The sequence below is a fragment of the Actinoplanes sp. ATCC 53533 genome, from assembly GCF_003947245.1.
Genome location: NZ_QHHV01000051.1, coordinates 1 through 14397, shown reverse-complemented (window position 1 = coordinate 14397; position 14397 = coordinate 1). Strand labels below are relative to the sequence as shown.

The window sequence follows — 14397 nt, the reverse complement described above, 5'->3', positions numbered from 1 at the left end:
CCGGCCGGCCGCGTTGGCGGCGCCCCGGCCCAGGCCCGAGTTGGACAGGTCGCCCTCGGTGCCGCGCGGCGCCTCGGCGGCCAACGGGTACGGCTCCGCGCCCTCCGGCTGGTCGCCGACCAGTGCGCCGATCCCGTTGACGACCGCCAGGTAGCTGCCCGCGGCCCCCGCGACCGCGAGGACGCCGAAGGCCGAGACCGCTGCCAGCCGGCGTGGCCGGGGCACGAGCTGCCCGCCGTACGAGGTCCGCAGCCCGCCGGTGAGACCCGCACCACCGAAGGTGCTGAGCCCGGTCGAGGTCACATCCGGGTAGCCGGCGCCCGTGCCCGGTCCCGGTACGTCGGCGTCCGGCTCGGGACGGCCCAGGTCGTACCGCATCGAGCGCCACGCTCCGGCCACCTCGGTGCGGGCTTTCCGCCACAGGGTCATTTGGACATTTCTCCGATCTTGAGGAACCGGGGCCTTCCCGGTTCCGCATGCTCCGCCTGGTCGGCGCCGGAGCGGGCATGGCACGCTGGTCGGGTGACCGATTCAGTAACCGTGGGTGAGGCGGCGGCCCCGCAGCCCACCGGCCCGACCGAGTGGATCAACCTGCCCGACGTGTCGGACAAGCTCGACGTGTCGATCAGCAAGGTGCACCAGATGATCCGCGACGGCATGCTGCTCGCGGTCCGGCGCGACGGCGTACGCATGGTGCCGGCGGAGTTGGTGGCCAACAGCACCGTGCTCAAGCACCTCCCCGGCGTCCTCACGTTGCTTCGCGACGCTGGGTACAACGACGAAGAGGCGCTCCGGTGGCTCTACGAGCCCGACAAGACCGTGGACGGCTGCGGCGCGAAGGGGCTCGGCGGGGACCGGGCCCGCGAGGTCAAGCGGCGCGCTCAGGCACTCGGTTTCTGACCACCACATGCGACACCTGGCGTACCTGTTCGTGCTGGCGGGATGCCTGGCGTCCGCGCTCTGGCTGGAGCCGGTGCTGAAGGTCAACGTGCTGCGCCGCTGGCGGCGGCTGCTGCTCACGCTGCTGCCGGTGGTGGTCGTCTTCGTGCTCTGGGACCTGGGCGCCATCGCGGCCGGGCACTGGACCTTCGACCCGGCGCAGACCACCGGCGTGCTGTTCCCGGGCGGCCTGCCGCTGGACGAGGTGCTGTTCTTCGTCGTGGTGCCGGTCTGCGCGGTGCTGGGCTTCGAGGCGGTCCGGGCGGTCCTGCGCCGCCCGGCCGGCGACGAATGACCTATACCGCCGCGGCGCTGCTGGGCGTGGCCGGGGCGCTCGCCGTGGATCTGGCGGTGCTGCGGACCCGGCTGGTGACCCGGGTGGTGTTCTGGGCCACCTACCCGATCATCATCACCTTCCAGCTGCTGTCCAACGGGATCCTGACCGGCCGCCGGATCGTCGTCTACGACCCCGCCGCGATCATCGGCTGGCGGCTGGCGTACGCGCCGGTCGAGGACCTGCTGTTCGGCTTCGCGATGGTGCTGCTGACGCTCTCCGTCTGGGTCTGGCTGGGCCGGCGCGGGGTGCAGCGCACACCGGCGGCGGGCACGGGCAGCCGGCTGCTGCGGCGGGTGCGCGAGCGCGCGGCCCGCCGAAAATCGATCGATATGTGACACCATCCGCGGCTACCAGGCATCGAGTCTGCCAACAACAGACCCAACAGATCCCATTAGGGTGAGGGTGGCTGTTCATGAGCCGCTAGGCGATTGGCCGCCCTCGCCCGACCTCGGCGGGAGCGACGGTCAGCACCAGGCAACCAGGCACGACATGAATTTGATCTGGATTTGTGCTTCTTCAGACCGCTCGCCGGGTGGCGGCGTCGGCGAGTTCGAGGAGCACCTCCCTCGCCTCCGCCGCCATCTCGGCCGCCGCCAGCGCGGCCAGCGCCGTCGAGGTCAGCACCGTGATCCGCTCCTCGGTCCGGGCCAGCGCCCCGCTGGCGCGGATCAGCGCCCGCAGCCGCTCGACGCCCGCGTCGTCCAGCGTCGGATCGCCCAGCCGTGCCTCGAGTTCGGCCTGTTCGGCCGGGCCGAGTGCGGCGTGCGCGGCCGCCACCAGGTAGGTGCGCTTGCCCTCGCGCAGGTCGTCGCCGGCCGGTTTGCCGGTCTGCGCCGGGTCGCCGAAGACGCCGAGCACGTCGTCGCGCAGCTGGAACGCCTCGCCCAGCGGCAGCCCGTAGCCGGAATACGCGCCGGTCAGCGCCGCGGGCGCGCCGGCCAGCGCCGCGCCCATCAGCAGCGGCCGCTCGACCGTGTACTTGGCAGACTTGTAGCGGGCCACCTTGCCGGCGCGCTCGGTCGACATGTCCCGGGTGACCACCGTCAGCACGTCCAGGTACTGGCCCGCGGTCACCTCCGTGCGCATCTCGTCGAAGACCGGCCGGGCGCGGGCCAGGTCGGCGGGCTCGACCCCGGAGGTGTGCAGCAGTTCGTCGGACCAGACCATCGCCATGTCGCCGAGCAGCACCGCCGCGCTGTCGCCGAAGCTGTCGCCGGCGCCGCCCCAGCCCGCCGCTGCGTGCCGGGCCGCGAACCGTCGGTGGATCGCCGGCTCGCCGCGCCGGGTGTCCGAGCGGTCCATCAGGTCGTCGTGGATCAGCGCGCTGGCCTGCACCAGTTCCAGCGCCGCGAGCGCCGCGACCACCTGCTCGGAGTCTGTCCCGCCGGCGCCGCGGTATCCCCAGTAGGCGAATGCCGGGCGCAGCCGCTTGCCGCCGCGCAGCACGAAGTCGTCGAGGGCGTCGGCGAGGTCGGCGAGGACCTCGTCGATGGCGAGCAGCCGGGATCGCTGGGTGGCGAGGAACGCGGCCAGGGCCTTGTCGACGCGCGGCCGCAGGCCGGCGCGTTCTAGCGGGGACGTCACGGGGCCAACCTAGCCGGTCCGGTCGCCGCCGCCAGCCGGTAGAGTCTCCGGTGTGTCTCACGGCCTTCCCTCGCGGCTCCCGACGTCTCCGGCGATCGGTGAGCTCATCCGTCGTCCGGGGCCCACCTTCTCTTTCGAGTTCATGCCGCCCAAGTCACGCGAGGGCGAGCAGTTGCTCTGGCAGACGATCCGCGAGCTGGAAACCCTGCGGCCCGACTTCGTCTCGATCACCTACGGCGCCGGCGGCACCACGCGGGACACCACCGTCGCGGTGACCGAACGGGTCGCCACCGAGACGACGCTGCTGCCGATGGCGCATCTCACCGCGGTCGGCCACTCCGTCGCCGAGTTGCGCAACGTCATCGGGCGGCTGGCCGGCGCCGGCATCCGCAACGTGCTCGCGGTTCGCGGCGACCCGCCCGGTGACCCGATGGGCGAGTGGGTGCGCCACCCCGACGGCGTGCTCTACGCCGAGGACCTGGTGCGGCTGCTGCGCGAGGTCGGTGACTTCAGCGTCGGGGTCGCCGCTTTTCCGTACAAACACCCTCGCTCGGCCGACGTCGAGAGCGACACCCGCCATTTCATCAGCAAGTGCCGCGCGGGCGCCGACTTCGCCATCACGCAGATGTTCTTCGAGGCCGACGAATATCTGCAGTTGCGCGACCGGGTCGCCGCCGCCGGCTGTGACACGCCCATCGTGCCCGGTGTGATGCCCGTGCTGAGAATGGCGACCATCGCGCGCGCCGCGCAGCTGTCCGGGGCGCCGTTCCCGCCGGGGTTGCTGGCCCGCTTCGAGCGGATCGCCGACGACGCCGCGGGCGTGCGCGCGCTCGGCATCGACTTGTGCAGCGAGATGTGCCAGCGGCTCATCGACGAGGGCGTGCCGGGCATCCACTTCATCACCATGAACCGCTCCACGGCGACCCGCGAGGTGTGGCAAAACCTGGCCGCCAACGTCCCGGCTTGACCTGGCAGGAGTATGCGGCGGCCTGGTCCAGGCTGCACGGCGGCTTCGACCCGGAGGCCGCGACTCCGGTCGTGCGCGGCTGGATCCGGCTGGCATACCGCGGCGGCAGCCTGCTGGGCCGGCTGCGCGTCGGCCCGTCCACCGTCACCGCGGCCGGGCTGCTGCTCTGCCTCGCCGTGCCGTTCGCCGCGCTGCTCGGCCGCGCCGGCCTGCTGCTCGGCGCCCTGCTGGTGCTCCTCGCGAGCTGCGCCGACGCGCTCGACGGCGCGGTCGCCGTGGTCACCGGCCGGGTCAGCCGGCTCGGCTTCGTCTACGACTCGGTCGCCGACCGGCTCGGCGAGCTGGCCTGGCTGGCCGCCTTCTGGGTGGCCGGGGTGCCGGGCTGGCTGGCGGCGGCCGGCGCGGTGGTGAGCTGGCTGCACGAGTACGTGCGCGCCCGCGCCGCGGCCGGCGGCATGGCCGGGCTGGGCGCCGTGACCCTGGGCGAGCGCCCGACCCGGGTGTCGGTGGCGCTCGGCGGGCTGCTGGCGGGCGGTCTCGCCGGCCTGCTGCACCCGGGCTGGGAGGCGACGGTCGTGCTGGTGGCCGCGGTCGCCTGGCTGGCGCTGGGCCTGATCGGGCTGGCCCAGCTCGGCCGCGCGGTGCGCCGCGAGCTGTCGTCCTGACGATCAATATTCGGTTGTCCACGATGGGCCCTACCCCTACCTTTCTCAGCAGCGACGTGTCCCGGATCACCGGGACCAAAGGGAGATACACGTGACTGCCTACCGGCACGAGAGCAGGGCCGACGGCCCGAGTTGACGCGTACGCGCGCCGACCGGCCGCCGTTCGTCCCTGCCCCGGGACGGACGGCTTTTTCGTGGACGAGACACAGGGGGAGGTGACCGCGATGAGTGTGGTCCTCGTTCTCAACGCCGATTTCGGGCCGCTGCACCGGGTCAGCGTCCGGCACGCCATCCGCATGCTGTTCCGTGAGGTGGCCGTCGTCGAAGAGGCGCGGCCCGACGCCCGCATGGGCGTCTTCCCGATCCCGACCGTCGTCCGCCTGGTCAGCTACGTCGTGACGCGCTGGCGGCACGGCCGCGGCCCGGGCTGGTCCCGCGGCGGGGTGCTGACCCGCGACGGCCGGCGCTGCGCCTACTGCGGCGGTGCCGCGTCCACCATCGACCACGTCCTGCCGCGCTCGCGTGGCGGCGGCAACACCTGGCTCAACACCGTCGCGGCCTGCGGGCGCTGCAACCAGCGCAAGGGCGACCGCACGCCGGCGGAGGCGCGGATGCCGCTGCGCTGGGCGCCGACGGCGCCCGGCTGGGCGGCACTGGCCGCGCCCTGATGACGACGGCCGGCGGGTTCACACGGGGGTCCGTCGGTCGTCCTTCAGGCGGGTTGCAGCAGGTTCTCCAGCATCGAGCGGTAGGCCTCCGGGTGCACGATCGGGATGCCGTACTGGCGGGCCTTCTTCGCCTTGCCGGACATCGAGTCGGGATCGGCCGCGACGAGCAGCCTGGTCTTCTTCGTGACGCCCGCACCGACCAGCAGGCCGGCCGCCTCGGCGCCGGCCTCCCACTCTTCGCGGTCCGGGTGCATCGTCCCGGTGAACACCACCACGTCCCCGCTGCGCAGCTGCCAGAACTGCCGGCCGGGGCTCGCCGCGGTGCCCGCGGCGTCGGCCAGTGCCTTGTCGACCGCTGAGGCGGACAACCCGACGAGCGAGGCGACGCTGTCCAGGTCGTGCCGCTCGGCCGGGGTCAGGACGCCGTCGGCGAGCGCGATCCCGGCCAGGCCGGTCAGGTAGCGCTTGTGCAGGCACCGGACGTCGGCCCGGCCCAGCCCGAGGGACTGCGCGACGGCGACGAGGCCGTCGGCCTCGGTCGCCGAGATGTCCCGGTCGAGCAGCGCCTGATCGAGCAGGTCCAGGTACGCGTCCGCGCGGGGTTCCTGCTGGCGGGGCAGGCGGTCGGCGAGGCGGGTGAGGAAGTGCGGCTCGCGCACCCCGGGGGCCCGGCGTCGCATCGCGGCGGCCGTCGCGGCCGGCACGGCGGGCCAGGGCAGCGCCCGGGAGCTGGCGACGGTGGGCGCCCACGGCGGCGGCGCGCCGGTGATCGTCAAGTAGTGCGCGAGCAGGTCCGCCGCGGCTCGGGCGTCGTGCAGGGCGGAGTGTGCCTGATGGGGCGCCAGGCCCGCGGCGCGGCGGCAGTCGAGCAGGCTGCGGCCGGCGCTGGGCAGGAAGTGCGGCGCCAGTCGCATGGTGCACAGGCCGTGCTGGGTATCGACCGGCACGGTGAGACCGAGGTGACGGAACTCGGAGCTCAGGAACAACGCGTCGAAGGCGAGGTTGTGCGCGACCAGCGTGCGTCCCCGCAGCAGCTCGGAGATCTGCCCGGCGAGCTGCGCGAAGGCCGGCGCCCGGGCGGCCTCGGCGGCGGAGATGCCGTGGATGTGCTGCGGCCCGAGGTCGCGGTTCGGGTTGATCAGGCTGCACCACTCGTCCCGCACCCGGCCGCGCTCGTCGACGTGCACGACGGCGATCTCGATGATCCGGTCGTGCCAGCCCGCGCGCAGGCCGGTGGTCTCCACATCGATGACCGCATACATGGATGCTCCTGCCGCATTGCCCCGATTGCCCCGTGCCGTCCGGCTCGGGCCATGACGCTAGCAACGCAGCGCAGGGGTGGAACTCCGCTGCGTGGGGGGTCTTGCCCGCCGTAGCCCGCCCAGAATGAGACGACACGCTGAGGCGGGTAGTCGTCCAATAGTTGAATCATCCGGTACGGGACGATCGCGCGGTACGCTTGCGGCATGTCCTCCGCAGCCCCCGAGCGCACCGAGCGCGACGTCACCGGCCTGCTCAACATGGCCGGTCATGCCCTGTCCAACCGGCTCGCCGCCGCGCTGGCCGACATCGACCTGACGCCGCGGATGCAGTGTGTCCTCGTGCACGCGCTGGAGGAGGAGCGCACCCAGATCCAGCTCGCCGCCCTCGCCGACCTGGACAAGACGACGATGGTCGGCACGGTCGACGACCTGGAGCGGCGCGGGCTGGCCGAGCGCCGTCCGTCGGCTACCGACCGCCGGGCCCGGATCGTCGCGGTCACCGAGGCCGGCCGGGCTGCCGCCGCCGAGGGTCAGCGGATCGTCGACCAGGTGCACGCCGACGCGCTGGCCGGCCTGCCCGCGCAGGCCCGGGAGGCCTTCGTCGCGGCGCTGGCGCAACTGGTCGACGAGGGTCTGGAGCCCGGTCCCAAGCAGGTGCGGAGGGCGCGGCAGCCGTCAAGTAGGTGATAACCAGATAGTCCGCTAGTAGATTATCTGCTACGGTCGGACTATGGTTGCTTCCGTATTCCCCCGCCGTGGTGCGGCACTCGCCGTGCTCTGCGCGATGTCGCTGATGATCGTGCTGGACAGCACGATCGTGGCCGTCGCCGTGCCCGCCATCCAGCTCGATCTCGGCTTCTCGCCCGCCGGCGTGGCCTGGGTCGTCAACGGTTACCTGATCGGCTTCGCCGGCTTCCTGCTGCTCGCCGGGCGCCTCGGCGACCTGCTCGGCGCCCGCCGCGTCTTCCTCGCCGGCCTGGTCGTCTTCACCGCGGCGAGCCTGCTCTGCGGCCTCGCCGAAACGGCCGCGCTGCTGGTCGCGGGCCGGTTCGTGCAGGGCGTCGGCGGCGCTCTCGCGTCCGCGGTGATCTTCAGCCTGATCGTCCGGCTCTACCCGGAGCCGGGCCCGCAGGCCAGGGCGATCGGGGTCTACAGCTTCACCCAGGCCGGCGGCGCCGCCCTCGGCTTCGTCGCGGGCGGGCTGCTGACCGAGGCCGCCGGCTGGCCGTCGATCTTCCTGGTCAACGTGCCCATCGGGGCGGCGGTCCTGGCCGGCGCGCTGCGGATGCTGCCCCGCGAGGCCGGCCTCGGCCTGCGCGACGGGATGGACGTCAGCGGGGCGATCCTGATCACGGCGGGCCTGTCGCTCGGCGTCTACGCCATCGTGGACGGTGTCTTCTGGTACGGCGTGGCGGCAGCGCTCCTGGTCGCCGCCTTCCTGGTCCGCCAGCGGTACGCCCGCCGCCCGCTGGCGCCGCTGCCGATCCTGGGCCGCCGCTGGCTGCTGGGCACCGGCGCGGCGGTGGTGCTGATCTTCGCCACCGGGATGGGCTTCCAGTTCATCAACGCGCTGTTCCTGCAGCGGGTGCTCGGCCTGGACGCGATCGGCACCGGGTGTGCGTTCCTGCCGACCCCGATCGTGATCGGCCTGATCTCACTGGTGGTGGCGCCGCGGGTGACGGCCCGGTTCGGCGCCCGGCCGGTGCTGCTGGCCGGGCTCGGCACGCTGGCCGCGGGCCTGTTGCTGCTGGTCCGGGTGCCGGTCGAGGCCCGGTACGCCGTCGACGTGCTGCCCCCGCTGATCATCATGGGCCTGGGCATCGGCGTGGTCATCCCGGCGATCATCATGCTGGCGATGGCCGGCGCGGAGCCGCGCGAGACCGGGCTGGTGTCCGGGCTGACGAACACGGCGCAGCAGGCGGGGGCGGCGCTGGGTCTCGCGGTGCTGGCGGTGGTGGCGGCCCGGGTGAGCGACGCGGGCCTGGACGCCGGGCTGGCCGAGGTCGCGGCGCTGCGTGACGGCTACAGCCGCGCCTATCTGACGGCCGCGGGATTCTCCCTCGGCGCGCTGATCATCACCGCGCTCGTGCTGCGCAACCCGCCCGGTGCCCGTCCCTCAGCCGACGGCGACGTGGCGGCCACGGCTACCGCCGAGGCTGTGCGATAAGGGCGTAGTCGAGGGTGCGCGGCGGGTTTCCCTCCGCCTTGAAAATGTTGTAGCCGAAATACGTCGTGCCGATGACGGCGGGATACCGCGAGCAATAGAAATGTGTGGTCGCACGCAGTGCCGCGCGTTTAACCGTGACGTCCGCCACTAATCCCGCCGTCTGGTCCGGCATTGATTTCTGCGCGGCCAGTGTCTGGAATCCGTATTCGACCACGATCGGCGCGCCCGGTTGCGCGGCCACCGCCCGGTCCGCCACCGCGCGCAACCGGGACGCGTCGATCAATTCGTCAGCGCTGCCGGTGCCGTCGGCCACCCGGCTGCCCGGATAGCTGTAGCTGGTCAGCACGTAGCCGTCGGCTCCGCTGTCGCGATAGGACGGAATCCGGTATGAGGAGTCCCAGCCGTAGAACAGGCCGACGAAGACCGGCGCCGCGCCGGCGTGCGGCCGGACCAGGCGGACCAGCGTCTTCGCGTAGTCGACCTGACGTCGCGCGGACAGCTCCGAGTTGATCCCGCCGAGCCGGGCCTGCACCCGCGGGTCGTCCACCGGCATGTTCAGCGCCAGGTAGGCCACCGGCCGCCCCTTGACGTATTCGAGCAGCTCACGGTGCCTTTCCAGGACCTGCGCCGCGTCCTCGGGGCGGAACGCGAAGGTCGACGGGTCGTACGCCTCCAGCCGGACCACGGCGCGCATCCGCAGGCTGGTCAGCGCCGTGAACAGCTCGTTCAGCCTGGCCGTCGACCAGGTCTCCAGGCCGTACACGTTGACCGTGTCGATGCCGTACCCGTCGCGCATGCGTCGCAGGTCGCCGCCGAGGTCGGCGGACGGCGCCCAGGTCGCGCCCTGGATCCAGCCGGCCGGCCCGGGGTACGGCGTCATCGCGGCCGGGGTGCCGGCCGGGCAGGCGCGCGCCGGGCGATCGGCCCCCGATCCGCACGCCGCCAGCGGTAATACCGCCAGTGTGAGGGTTAGCACATGGGTGAATTTGAAGGTCATTCCGCCATTTCTCCGGTATGGACGACGGGTTTCCGTGCTTCGCACACTACCCGCTGACCTGCGGCACTGAACGAATAGTCAATCCGCGGCGGAGTCCACCGCGGGCAAACACCGCCGGCCGGATGTGGCGTGAAACGCTGTCGAACGAGTGGATTCACACGCTATTAATGTCAGCGGTCCAGGGTGGATTCGCAGTCACTTCAAGGAGGACACCATGTATGACAACTCGGCGTCATTGGCGCTCACCGGCAGCGGCATCACCATCGTCGGGCAGACCGCGAGCCTGACGGCGGTGGCCGTCGGCGGCGCGCTGGTCGTCGGCATCGGCGCGGTGCTGGCGCTCAGCGACAAGCTCAAGCGGCGACGGGACGGTTCCTGATGACCAAGTCACCCCGGATCTACCTGATCATCCTGGGCTGCTGGTCGGTGCTGCTCGCGGCCCTGCTGGAAACCTCGTTCGGCCAGATCGGCGCGGCGGGCCGGGCCGGCTGGCCGGTCGTCACGCTGGTCGTGGCGAGCACCGCCTTCATCGCGTACTTCTGGCTCAACGGCACAAAGGACGTCGTCTACACCCTGTACTACCACCTGGTCTCGGCCCGGCGTGACCGGCCGGTGCCGCGGCGGCGATCGGCGGCGCAGCCGCGGGTCGTGCTCGTCTACTGCACCTACAACGACTTCTCCGCCGACAGCCTGCTGCGCAGCATGCGCCAGGACTACGGCGACTACGAAGTGGTCATCCTGGACGACTCGTCCCAGCCGGACTACCTTGCCCAGGTCGACGCCTTCGGCGCCGAGCACGGCGTGCGGGTGGTGCGCCGCGCGGACCACACCGGCTTCAAGGCCGGCAACCTCAACAACTTCCTGGGTACGGCGGAGTACGACTACTTCGTCATCCTGGACAGCGACGAGATCATCCCGCCCGACTACATCAGCCGGTGCCTGGACTACTTCGCGCACTACCCGAACGCGGGCATCGTGCAGGCCAACCACATCGCCACCCGCAACCGCAACGCGTTCATGCGGATGTTCTCGATCGGCGTCGACTCGCACTGGATCGCCTACCAGTCGGTCAAGGACCGGCACGGCTTCCTGTCGCTGCTCGGGCACGGCGCGATGGTCAGCCGCGAGTGCTACACCGCGGCCGGCGGCTTCCCGCACGTGGTGGCCGAGGACCTGTGCTTCTCGATCGCCGCGCGGGACGCCGGCTACTTCACCGTCTTCGCGCCCGACGTGGTGTGCGAGGAGGAGTATCCGGTCGACTACCTGGCGTTCAAGAAGCGCCACTCGAAGTGGACCCAGGGCAACATGGAGTTCATCAAGCGCTACACGTCGGTGATCCTGCGCTCGCGGATGAGCTGGTTCGAGAAGCTCGACATCGTGCTGTTCACCTACAGCCTGCCGCTGACCGCGGTGTTCTCGGTCTACGTGGCGATCCACGTGGTGGTGCTGCCGATGCTCGGCTACCGCATCGACTATCCGCTGTGGATGCTCGCGCCGACGGTGCTGTTCCTGCTCGCGCCGATGCTCAACGACGTGATCTTCCACTTCCGCAGCATGCCCAAGCTGCGCCTGGCCTGGTATCTGCTGCACACGATCCTGCTGTACGGCTCGATGCTGTTCATCAGCTTCCGCGCCTCGGTGACCTCGGCCTTCGGCAAGTCGGTCTTCGTGGTGACGCCGAAGGAGGACCAGCGGATCACGCTGCGCCAGGCGCTGGTGGCGAACCGCGCCGAGATCACCTTCGGGGTGCTGCTGACCGCCGTGTCGGTCTACCTGACCGGCAGCGCCCTCCCGGTGGTGCTGATCGCGGTGCCCGCCATCCTCTGCTTCTACCTGGCGCTGAAGCACAACACGGCCGTACCGGAGGAGAAGCGGGCCGACCAGGAGACCCGCGAGCCGGTCGCGGCCCGATGACCCACGCGGCGCCGGACCCGCACGGGCCCGGCGCCGCCGGTCAGTGCCCGCGGGTCGGCACGCCGGACTGGACCAGGATGACCAGGCCGATCGCGATGAAGACCAGGGGCACCAGCCAGTGGCCGTGGCGTTCGACCAGGGTGATGATCCGTCGGTGCGAGCCCAGCCAGGAGGCCGCCGCGCACCAGACCGCGACCAGCACGGCGAACACCAGCACTGTCACCACGCTGCCGGTCGCGCCCAGGGTGCGGAAAATCGGCGTGTAGACCGCGATGTTGTCGGCGCCGTTCGCCATCGTCACGCCGGCCACCGCCACCGCGGTGCCGGCGGCCACCGGCGGGTCGTCCCCGGCGCCGCCGCGGAACGCGCCGATCAGGCCCCGGACGCCGAGGGCCAGCGGCACCAGGCCGAGCAGCCCCACCCACTCGTCCGGTATCAGCGTCAGGCCCAGCGCCGCGAGCGCCGACACGGCGACGAGCGCGGCGATCCCGGCATACTGGCCGGCCCAGATCTGCCACGGTCGCGGGCGACCCGAGGCGCGCGCCGACAGGAACAGCACGGTCAGCACGATGATGTCGTCGACGTTGGTGCCCGCGAAGACACCGACCGCCGCGAGGACCGTCCGAAACACCCTTACCTACCCCCGTGGGATGACGAGCGCGGGAAGGGCCACGTCGCTGTTGTCGATCACGAGGCCGGCGCGCTCCCAGGGCCGGCACGCGGCGAAGTATAGGCGCCGGCCCCGCCACGAAACGGGCCATGCCGGAGGCTTCGGGATCCGGGCTGGTGCCGTCCCGGACCGCCATCCAGGCGGCGGTTGCGGCCGGTGACATTCGGAGATGCGTGGCGGGCGTGGGGGTAGGAACGCACGCACGCCTGGCAGTGACTGTGCGTGGTTTCTGATCGGGGCGTCGTCGCTCTGATGAGGCACTACTCTGCCGAGAAGAGGGCGCTTCGGCGGCCATCCAAAACTGGTCGCCAGGAGTAGTCATGAACGGTGTGAATCGAACGAACAGTTCGAATGGTTCACCGTTCCCTCGATGGCCGCCATCAACGTATAGTGGTACGAGTGGAGCATGTCAGCCTATGAGTGGACCTCAGTCACCGTCTCGGCCATAGGACTCTTGGCGGTCATCGTGAGCCTTGGGTTTGTTCGATACCAGGTGCAAATTATGGCGCAGCAGACGGAGCGGCTCAGCCACGCACTGGAGACATCCGCAGAATCGGCGCTCGACGCACTATTCGTCGTGGTCACCCAGGCTTATCTGGAGCATCCAACCCTGCGGCCAATCTTCAACGAGCGTGATGCCCACGGGGCATTGCCGCCGCTCGACGAGGACATGACCTACCGGGCTAACGCGGTGGCGGAGACTTTGCTCGATGCGATGGAACGCGCCATGAAGTTTTCCGATCGTGGGTTATCTGGTGCCTCGGAATCACTTAACGCTTGGATCCTCGACTCGTTCCGGTACAGCGCTTTTCTGCGTGGCTGGTTGGATGCACACGCCACCTGGTACGCGCCTCGGTTGACCGCATTGTTGGCGCAGGCGACCAAGGAGCTGGAGGCATCGCGAGCTGCATCGACGCGCGATCCTGCGCGCCGAATCGGCGAAGCGCGTCCTGCGGCGCCTGATCACGCTGGCACCTCTCCAGATCCCATCTCTTGAGCGTGTCGCGAAGGAATTTCACGAAGACGCCCCTGCTTGTATGGCTCGGTATCTAAATCTCGAACTACAGTAGCAATCAGCGTCGGGTAAACGGCACCGCACTAAACTGCCGCGGAGAGGCGCGGAGAGTGGAGCTTCAGTCCAGGTGATCGCAGAAAGTTGGGCTGCCCGGCCCTCAACCCTCGTCATCCTCGAATCCCGGAATCCACGATGGATCATCCTCCGGCGGAAGGATGGTCGCCAGTTCTTCTTCCACAGGAATTTGGAAGTGGTCGGCGATCGCTGCAATCGAGTAACCTACAGATGTCCTCAGATCACCGATTGCCGCGCCGAAGTGCATCGGGTTCACGAAGCCTTCCGCCTCATGTCCTGCCTCGTCAACGAATCGTCGACAAGCGGCCCGCATTGCTCGCAAATGTTGCTCCAGCGTCTTGCCGGGGCTGGCGCGCGATAGCTGCTCGCTTAGCATGCTGCGAATCGTGAGGGCCGATCGAACGCAACTGAACCCATCCTCTTGTCCCCAGTGTCGGGTGCCGAAGAGCAGGCGTCGATCTTCGAGAAACGTGATCACCTTCCGTGCGACTTCCTTGTCGCCCTCGATAGTTTCCCAGGAGGCACCCCAGCCTGGTGGGATCTGTATGCCAGTCAGCCGCTTCGACATCTGAGCACCATAGCAACGCAGGTATCTACTCAGCTGGGAATCTGGCCGCAACCCGGAGGGGCGGTGAGTCCTCCCTCCCGATCGAACGATGGTCAGGCGCGCTTACCTGCCGCTCCGGAAGCGCTGGCGTCGAGCACGGCTGCGACGCAGCGTGAGGTATGACTACCTACTCTGCCCTCGGTCCCGCCGCGGTGTCCTCCAAATAGTGCCGCGCTCCAGACGGCGGTCTCCGCCTACCTCGGCCGCTACCGCGGCGCAACACGGCAGCACACCGAGTCGGACCTGCGAATCTTCTTGACCTGGTGCGCCGACCAGGAACTCAATCCGCTCACGGCCAGGCGGGTCGACATCGAGCGGTACGTGCGCTGGCTGCAGGATGTGCGCTGCTACCAGCCCTCGACAGTCTCCCGCCGGCTGTCGGTCGTGATCGGCTTCTACCGCGTCTGCGTCATCGACCAGGCCCTGCCACACTCACCGGCCGACTACGTCCGCCGGCCGCTCGTGCCACCTGAATCACCCACCCTCGGGTTGGGCCATCTGCAGTTCGAAGCACTGATCACCACCGCGCG

17 protein-coding genes and 1 pseudogene are annotated in these 14397 nt (G+C 70.4%); 12 read left to right on the top strand and 6 right to left on the bottom strand.

Annotated elements, in window-relative coordinates; translation table 11 throughout:
- The coding region (locus DMB66_RS18125; RefSeq protein WP_199752461.1) for a hypothetical protein at positions 1 to 429 on the bottom strand (429 nt) is incomplete at its 3' end.
- A 93-nt stretch (positions 430 to 522) separates the two neighbouring features.
- On the opposite strand from DMB66_RS18125, the gene DMB66_RS18120 reads away from it, so the two are divergent.
- The 3 genes from DMB66_RS18120 to DMB66_RS18110 are packed head-to-tail and all read left to right on the top strand — an operon-like array spanning position 523 to position 1611.
- Positions 523 to 900, top strand: coding sequence for an Rv2175c family DNA-binding protein (locus DMB66_RS18120; RefSeq protein ID WP_125805270.1), 378 nt, complete (start codon positions 523 to 525; stop codon positions 898 to 900).
- Between the two features lie 7 nt (positions 901 to 907).
- Positions 908 to 1234: a lycopene cyclase domain-containing protein gene (locus tag DMB66_RS18115; protein WP_125805269.1), complete on the top strand. Its 327-nt coding sequence runs from the start codon at positions 908 to 910 to the stop codon at positions 1232 to 1234.
- Entirely contained in the window at positions 1231 to 1611 is a 381-nt protein-coding gene (locus DMB66_RS18110; protein ID WP_125805268.1) for a lycopene cyclase domain-containing protein, read from the top strand. The genes DMB66_RS18115 and DMB66_RS18110 overlap by 4 nt, the downstream gene beginning before the upstream one ends.
- Positions 1612 to 1792: 181 nt before the next feature.
- Here the strand turns inward: DMB66_RS18110 and DMB66_RS18105 are convergent, their stop codons facing one another.
- Complete coding sequence (locus tag DMB66_RS18105) at positions 1793 to 2860, bottom strand: polyprenyl synthetase family protein (protein WP_125805267.1); 1068 nt, start codon at positions 2858 to 2860, stop codon at positions 1793 to 1795.
- 52 nt (positions 2861 to 2912) lie between these two features.
- Between DMB66_RS18105 and metF the strand changes: the two genes are divergently transcribed.
- From metF to DMB66_RS18090, 3 genes are all read left to right on the top strand, one after another.
- Positions 2913 to 3827, top strand: coding sequence for a methylenetetrahydrofolate reductase [NAD(P)H] (metF, locus tag DMB66_RS18100; RefSeq protein WP_125805266.1), 915 nt, complete (start codon positions 2913 to 2915; stop codon positions 3825 to 3827).
- Positions 3824 to 4492 (top strand): CDP-alcohol phosphatidyltransferase family protein, encoded by a 669-nt coding sequence (locus DMB66_RS18095; protein WP_125805265.1) that lies wholly within the window; start codon positions 3824 to 3826, stop codon positions 4490 to 4492. Before metF ends, DMB66_RS18095 begins: the two co-directional genes overlap by 4 nt.
- 224 nt (positions 4493 to 4716) lie before the next feature.
- Positions 4717 to 5160: an HNH endonuclease gene (locus DMB66_RS18090; protein WP_125805264.1), complete on the top strand. Its 444-nt coding sequence runs from the start codon at positions 4717 to 4719 to the stop codon at positions 5158 to 5160.
- Positions 5161 to 5204: 44 nt separating this feature from the next.
- On the opposite strand, the gene DMB66_RS18085 is transcribed toward DMB66_RS18090, so the two are convergent.
- Positions 5205 to 6422 carry an exonuclease domain-containing protein gene (locus tag DMB66_RS18085; RefSeq protein ID WP_125805263.1) on the bottom strand — a complete coding sequence of 406 codons (1218 nt, stop codon included), beginning with the start codon at positions 6420 to 6422 and terminating at the stop codon, positions 5205 to 5207.
- Between the two features lie 204 nt (positions 6423 to 6626).
- On the opposite strand from DMB66_RS18085, the gene DMB66_RS18080 reads away from it, so the two are divergent.
- Together DMB66_RS18080 and DMB66_RS18075 are read left to right on the top strand one after the other, a co-directional pair.
- Entirely contained in the window at positions 6627 to 7109 is a 483-nt protein-coding gene (locus DMB66_RS18080) for a MarR family winged helix-turn-helix transcriptional regulator (protein ID WP_125805262.1), read from the top strand.
- A 43-nt stretch (positions 7110 to 7152) separates the two neighbouring features.
- Positions 7153 to 8589, top strand: coding sequence for an MFS transporter (locus DMB66_RS18075; protein WP_233624658.1), 1437 nt, complete (start codon positions 7153 to 7155; stop codon positions 8587 to 8589).
- Here DMB66_RS18075 and DMB66_RS18070 read toward each other — a convergent pair.
- Positions 8567 to 9469 (bottom strand): hypothetical protein, encoded by a 903-nt coding sequence (locus tag DMB66_RS18070; protein ID WP_125805261.1) that lies wholly within the window; start codon positions 9467 to 9469, stop codon positions 8567 to 8569. The genes DMB66_RS18075 and DMB66_RS18070 overlap by 23 nt on opposite strands.
- Positions 9470 to 9800: 331 nt before the next feature.
- Between DMB66_RS18070 and DMB66_RS61210 the strand changes: the two genes are divergently transcribed.
- Both DMB66_RS61210 and DMB66_RS18065 read left to right on the top strand, forming a co-directional pair.
- On the top strand, positions 9801 to 9965 hold the full coding sequence (locus DMB66_RS61210) for a hypothetical protein (protein WP_158647265.1): 165 nt from the start codon (positions 9801 to 9803) through the stop codon (positions 9963 to 9965).
- The gene (locus tag DMB66_RS18065; RefSeq protein WP_125805260.1) at positions 9965 to 11500 is read left to right on the top strand and encodes a glycosyltransferase family 2 protein; all 1536 of its coding nucleotides are present in this window, start codon (positions 9965 to 9967) and stop codon (positions 11498 to 11500) included. Before DMB66_RS61210 ends, DMB66_RS18065 begins: the two co-directional genes overlap by 1 nt.
- Before the next feature lie 40 nt (positions 11501 to 11540).
- Here DMB66_RS18065 and DMB66_RS18060 read toward each other — a convergent pair whose 3' ends face one another.
- Positions 11541 to 12131: a cadmium resistance transporter gene (locus DMB66_RS18060; RefSeq protein ID WP_125805259.1), complete on the bottom strand. Its 591-nt coding sequence runs from the start codon at positions 12129 to 12131 to the stop codon at positions 11541 to 11543.
- Between the two features lie 445 nt (positions 12132 to 12576).
- Between DMB66_RS18060 and DMB66_RS18055 the strand changes: the two genes are divergently transcribed.
- Complete coding sequence (locus tag DMB66_RS18055) at positions 12577 to 13167, top strand: hypothetical protein (RefSeq protein ID WP_125805258.1); 591 nt, start codon at positions 12577 to 12579, stop codon at positions 13165 to 13167.
- 175 nt (positions 13168 to 13342) lie between these two features.
- Here the strand turns inward: DMB66_RS18055 and DMB66_RS18050 are convergent, their stop codons facing one another.
- Positions 13343 to 13828 (bottom strand): DUF6650 family protein, encoded by a 486-nt coding sequence (locus DMB66_RS18050; RefSeq protein ID WP_125805257.1) that lies wholly within the window; start codon positions 13826 to 13828, stop codon positions 13343 to 13345.
- 294 nt (positions 13829 to 14122) lie between these two features.
- Here DMB66_RS18050 and DMB66_RS18045 point away from each other — a divergent pair.
- A pseudogene (locus tag DMB66_RS18045) lies at positions 14123 to 14397 on the top strand (hypothetical protein); the annotation flags it as partial.

Bases quoted from the DNA above. Each gene is read 5' to 3' on its own strand.
- DMB66_RS18115 (WP_125805269.1), top strand. From the start codon at position 908: ATGCGACACCTGGCGTACCTGTTCGTGCTGGCGGGATGCCTGGCGTCC.
- DMB66_RS18110 (WP_125805268.1), top strand. From the start codon at position 1,231: ATGACCTATACCGCCGCGGCGCTGCTGGGCGTGGCCGGGGCGCTCGCC.
- DMB66_RS18090 (WP_125805264.1), top strand. From the start codon at position 4,717: ATGAGTGTGGTCCTCGTTCTCAACGCCGATTTCGGGCCGCTGCACCGG.
- DMB66_RS18085 (WP_125805263.1), bottom strand. From the start codon at position 6,422: ATGTATGCGGTCATCGATGTGGAGACCACCGGCCTGCGCGCGGGCTGG.
- DMB66_RS18080 (WP_125805262.1), top strand. From the start codon at position 6,627: ATGTCCTCCGCAGCCCCCGAGCGCACCGAGCGCGACGTCACCGGCCTG.
- DMB66_RS18075 (WP_233624658.1), top strand. From the start codon at position 7,153: ATGGTTGCTTCCGTATTCCCCCGCCGTGGTGCGGCACTCGCCGTGCTC.
- DMB66_RS18070 (WP_125805261.1), bottom strand. From the start codon at position 9,469: ATGACGCCGTACCCCGGGCCGGCCGGCTGGATCCAGGGCGCGACCTGG.
- DMB66_RS61210 (WP_158647265.1), top strand. From the start codon at position 9,801: ATGTATGACAACTCGGCGTCATTGGCGCTCACCGGCAGCGGCATCACC.
- DMB66_RS18065 (WP_125805260.1), top strand. From the start codon at position 9,965: ATGACCAAGTCACCCCGGATCTACCTGATCATCCTGGGCTGCTGGTCG.
- DMB66_RS18055 (WP_125805258.1), top strand. From the start codon at position 12,577: ATGTCAGCCTATGAGTGGACCTCAGTCACCGTCTCGGCCATAGGACTC.
- DMB66_RS18050 (WP_125805257.1), bottom strand. From the start codon at position 13,828: ATGTCGAAGCGGCTGACTGGCATACAGATCCCACCAGGCTGGGGTGCC.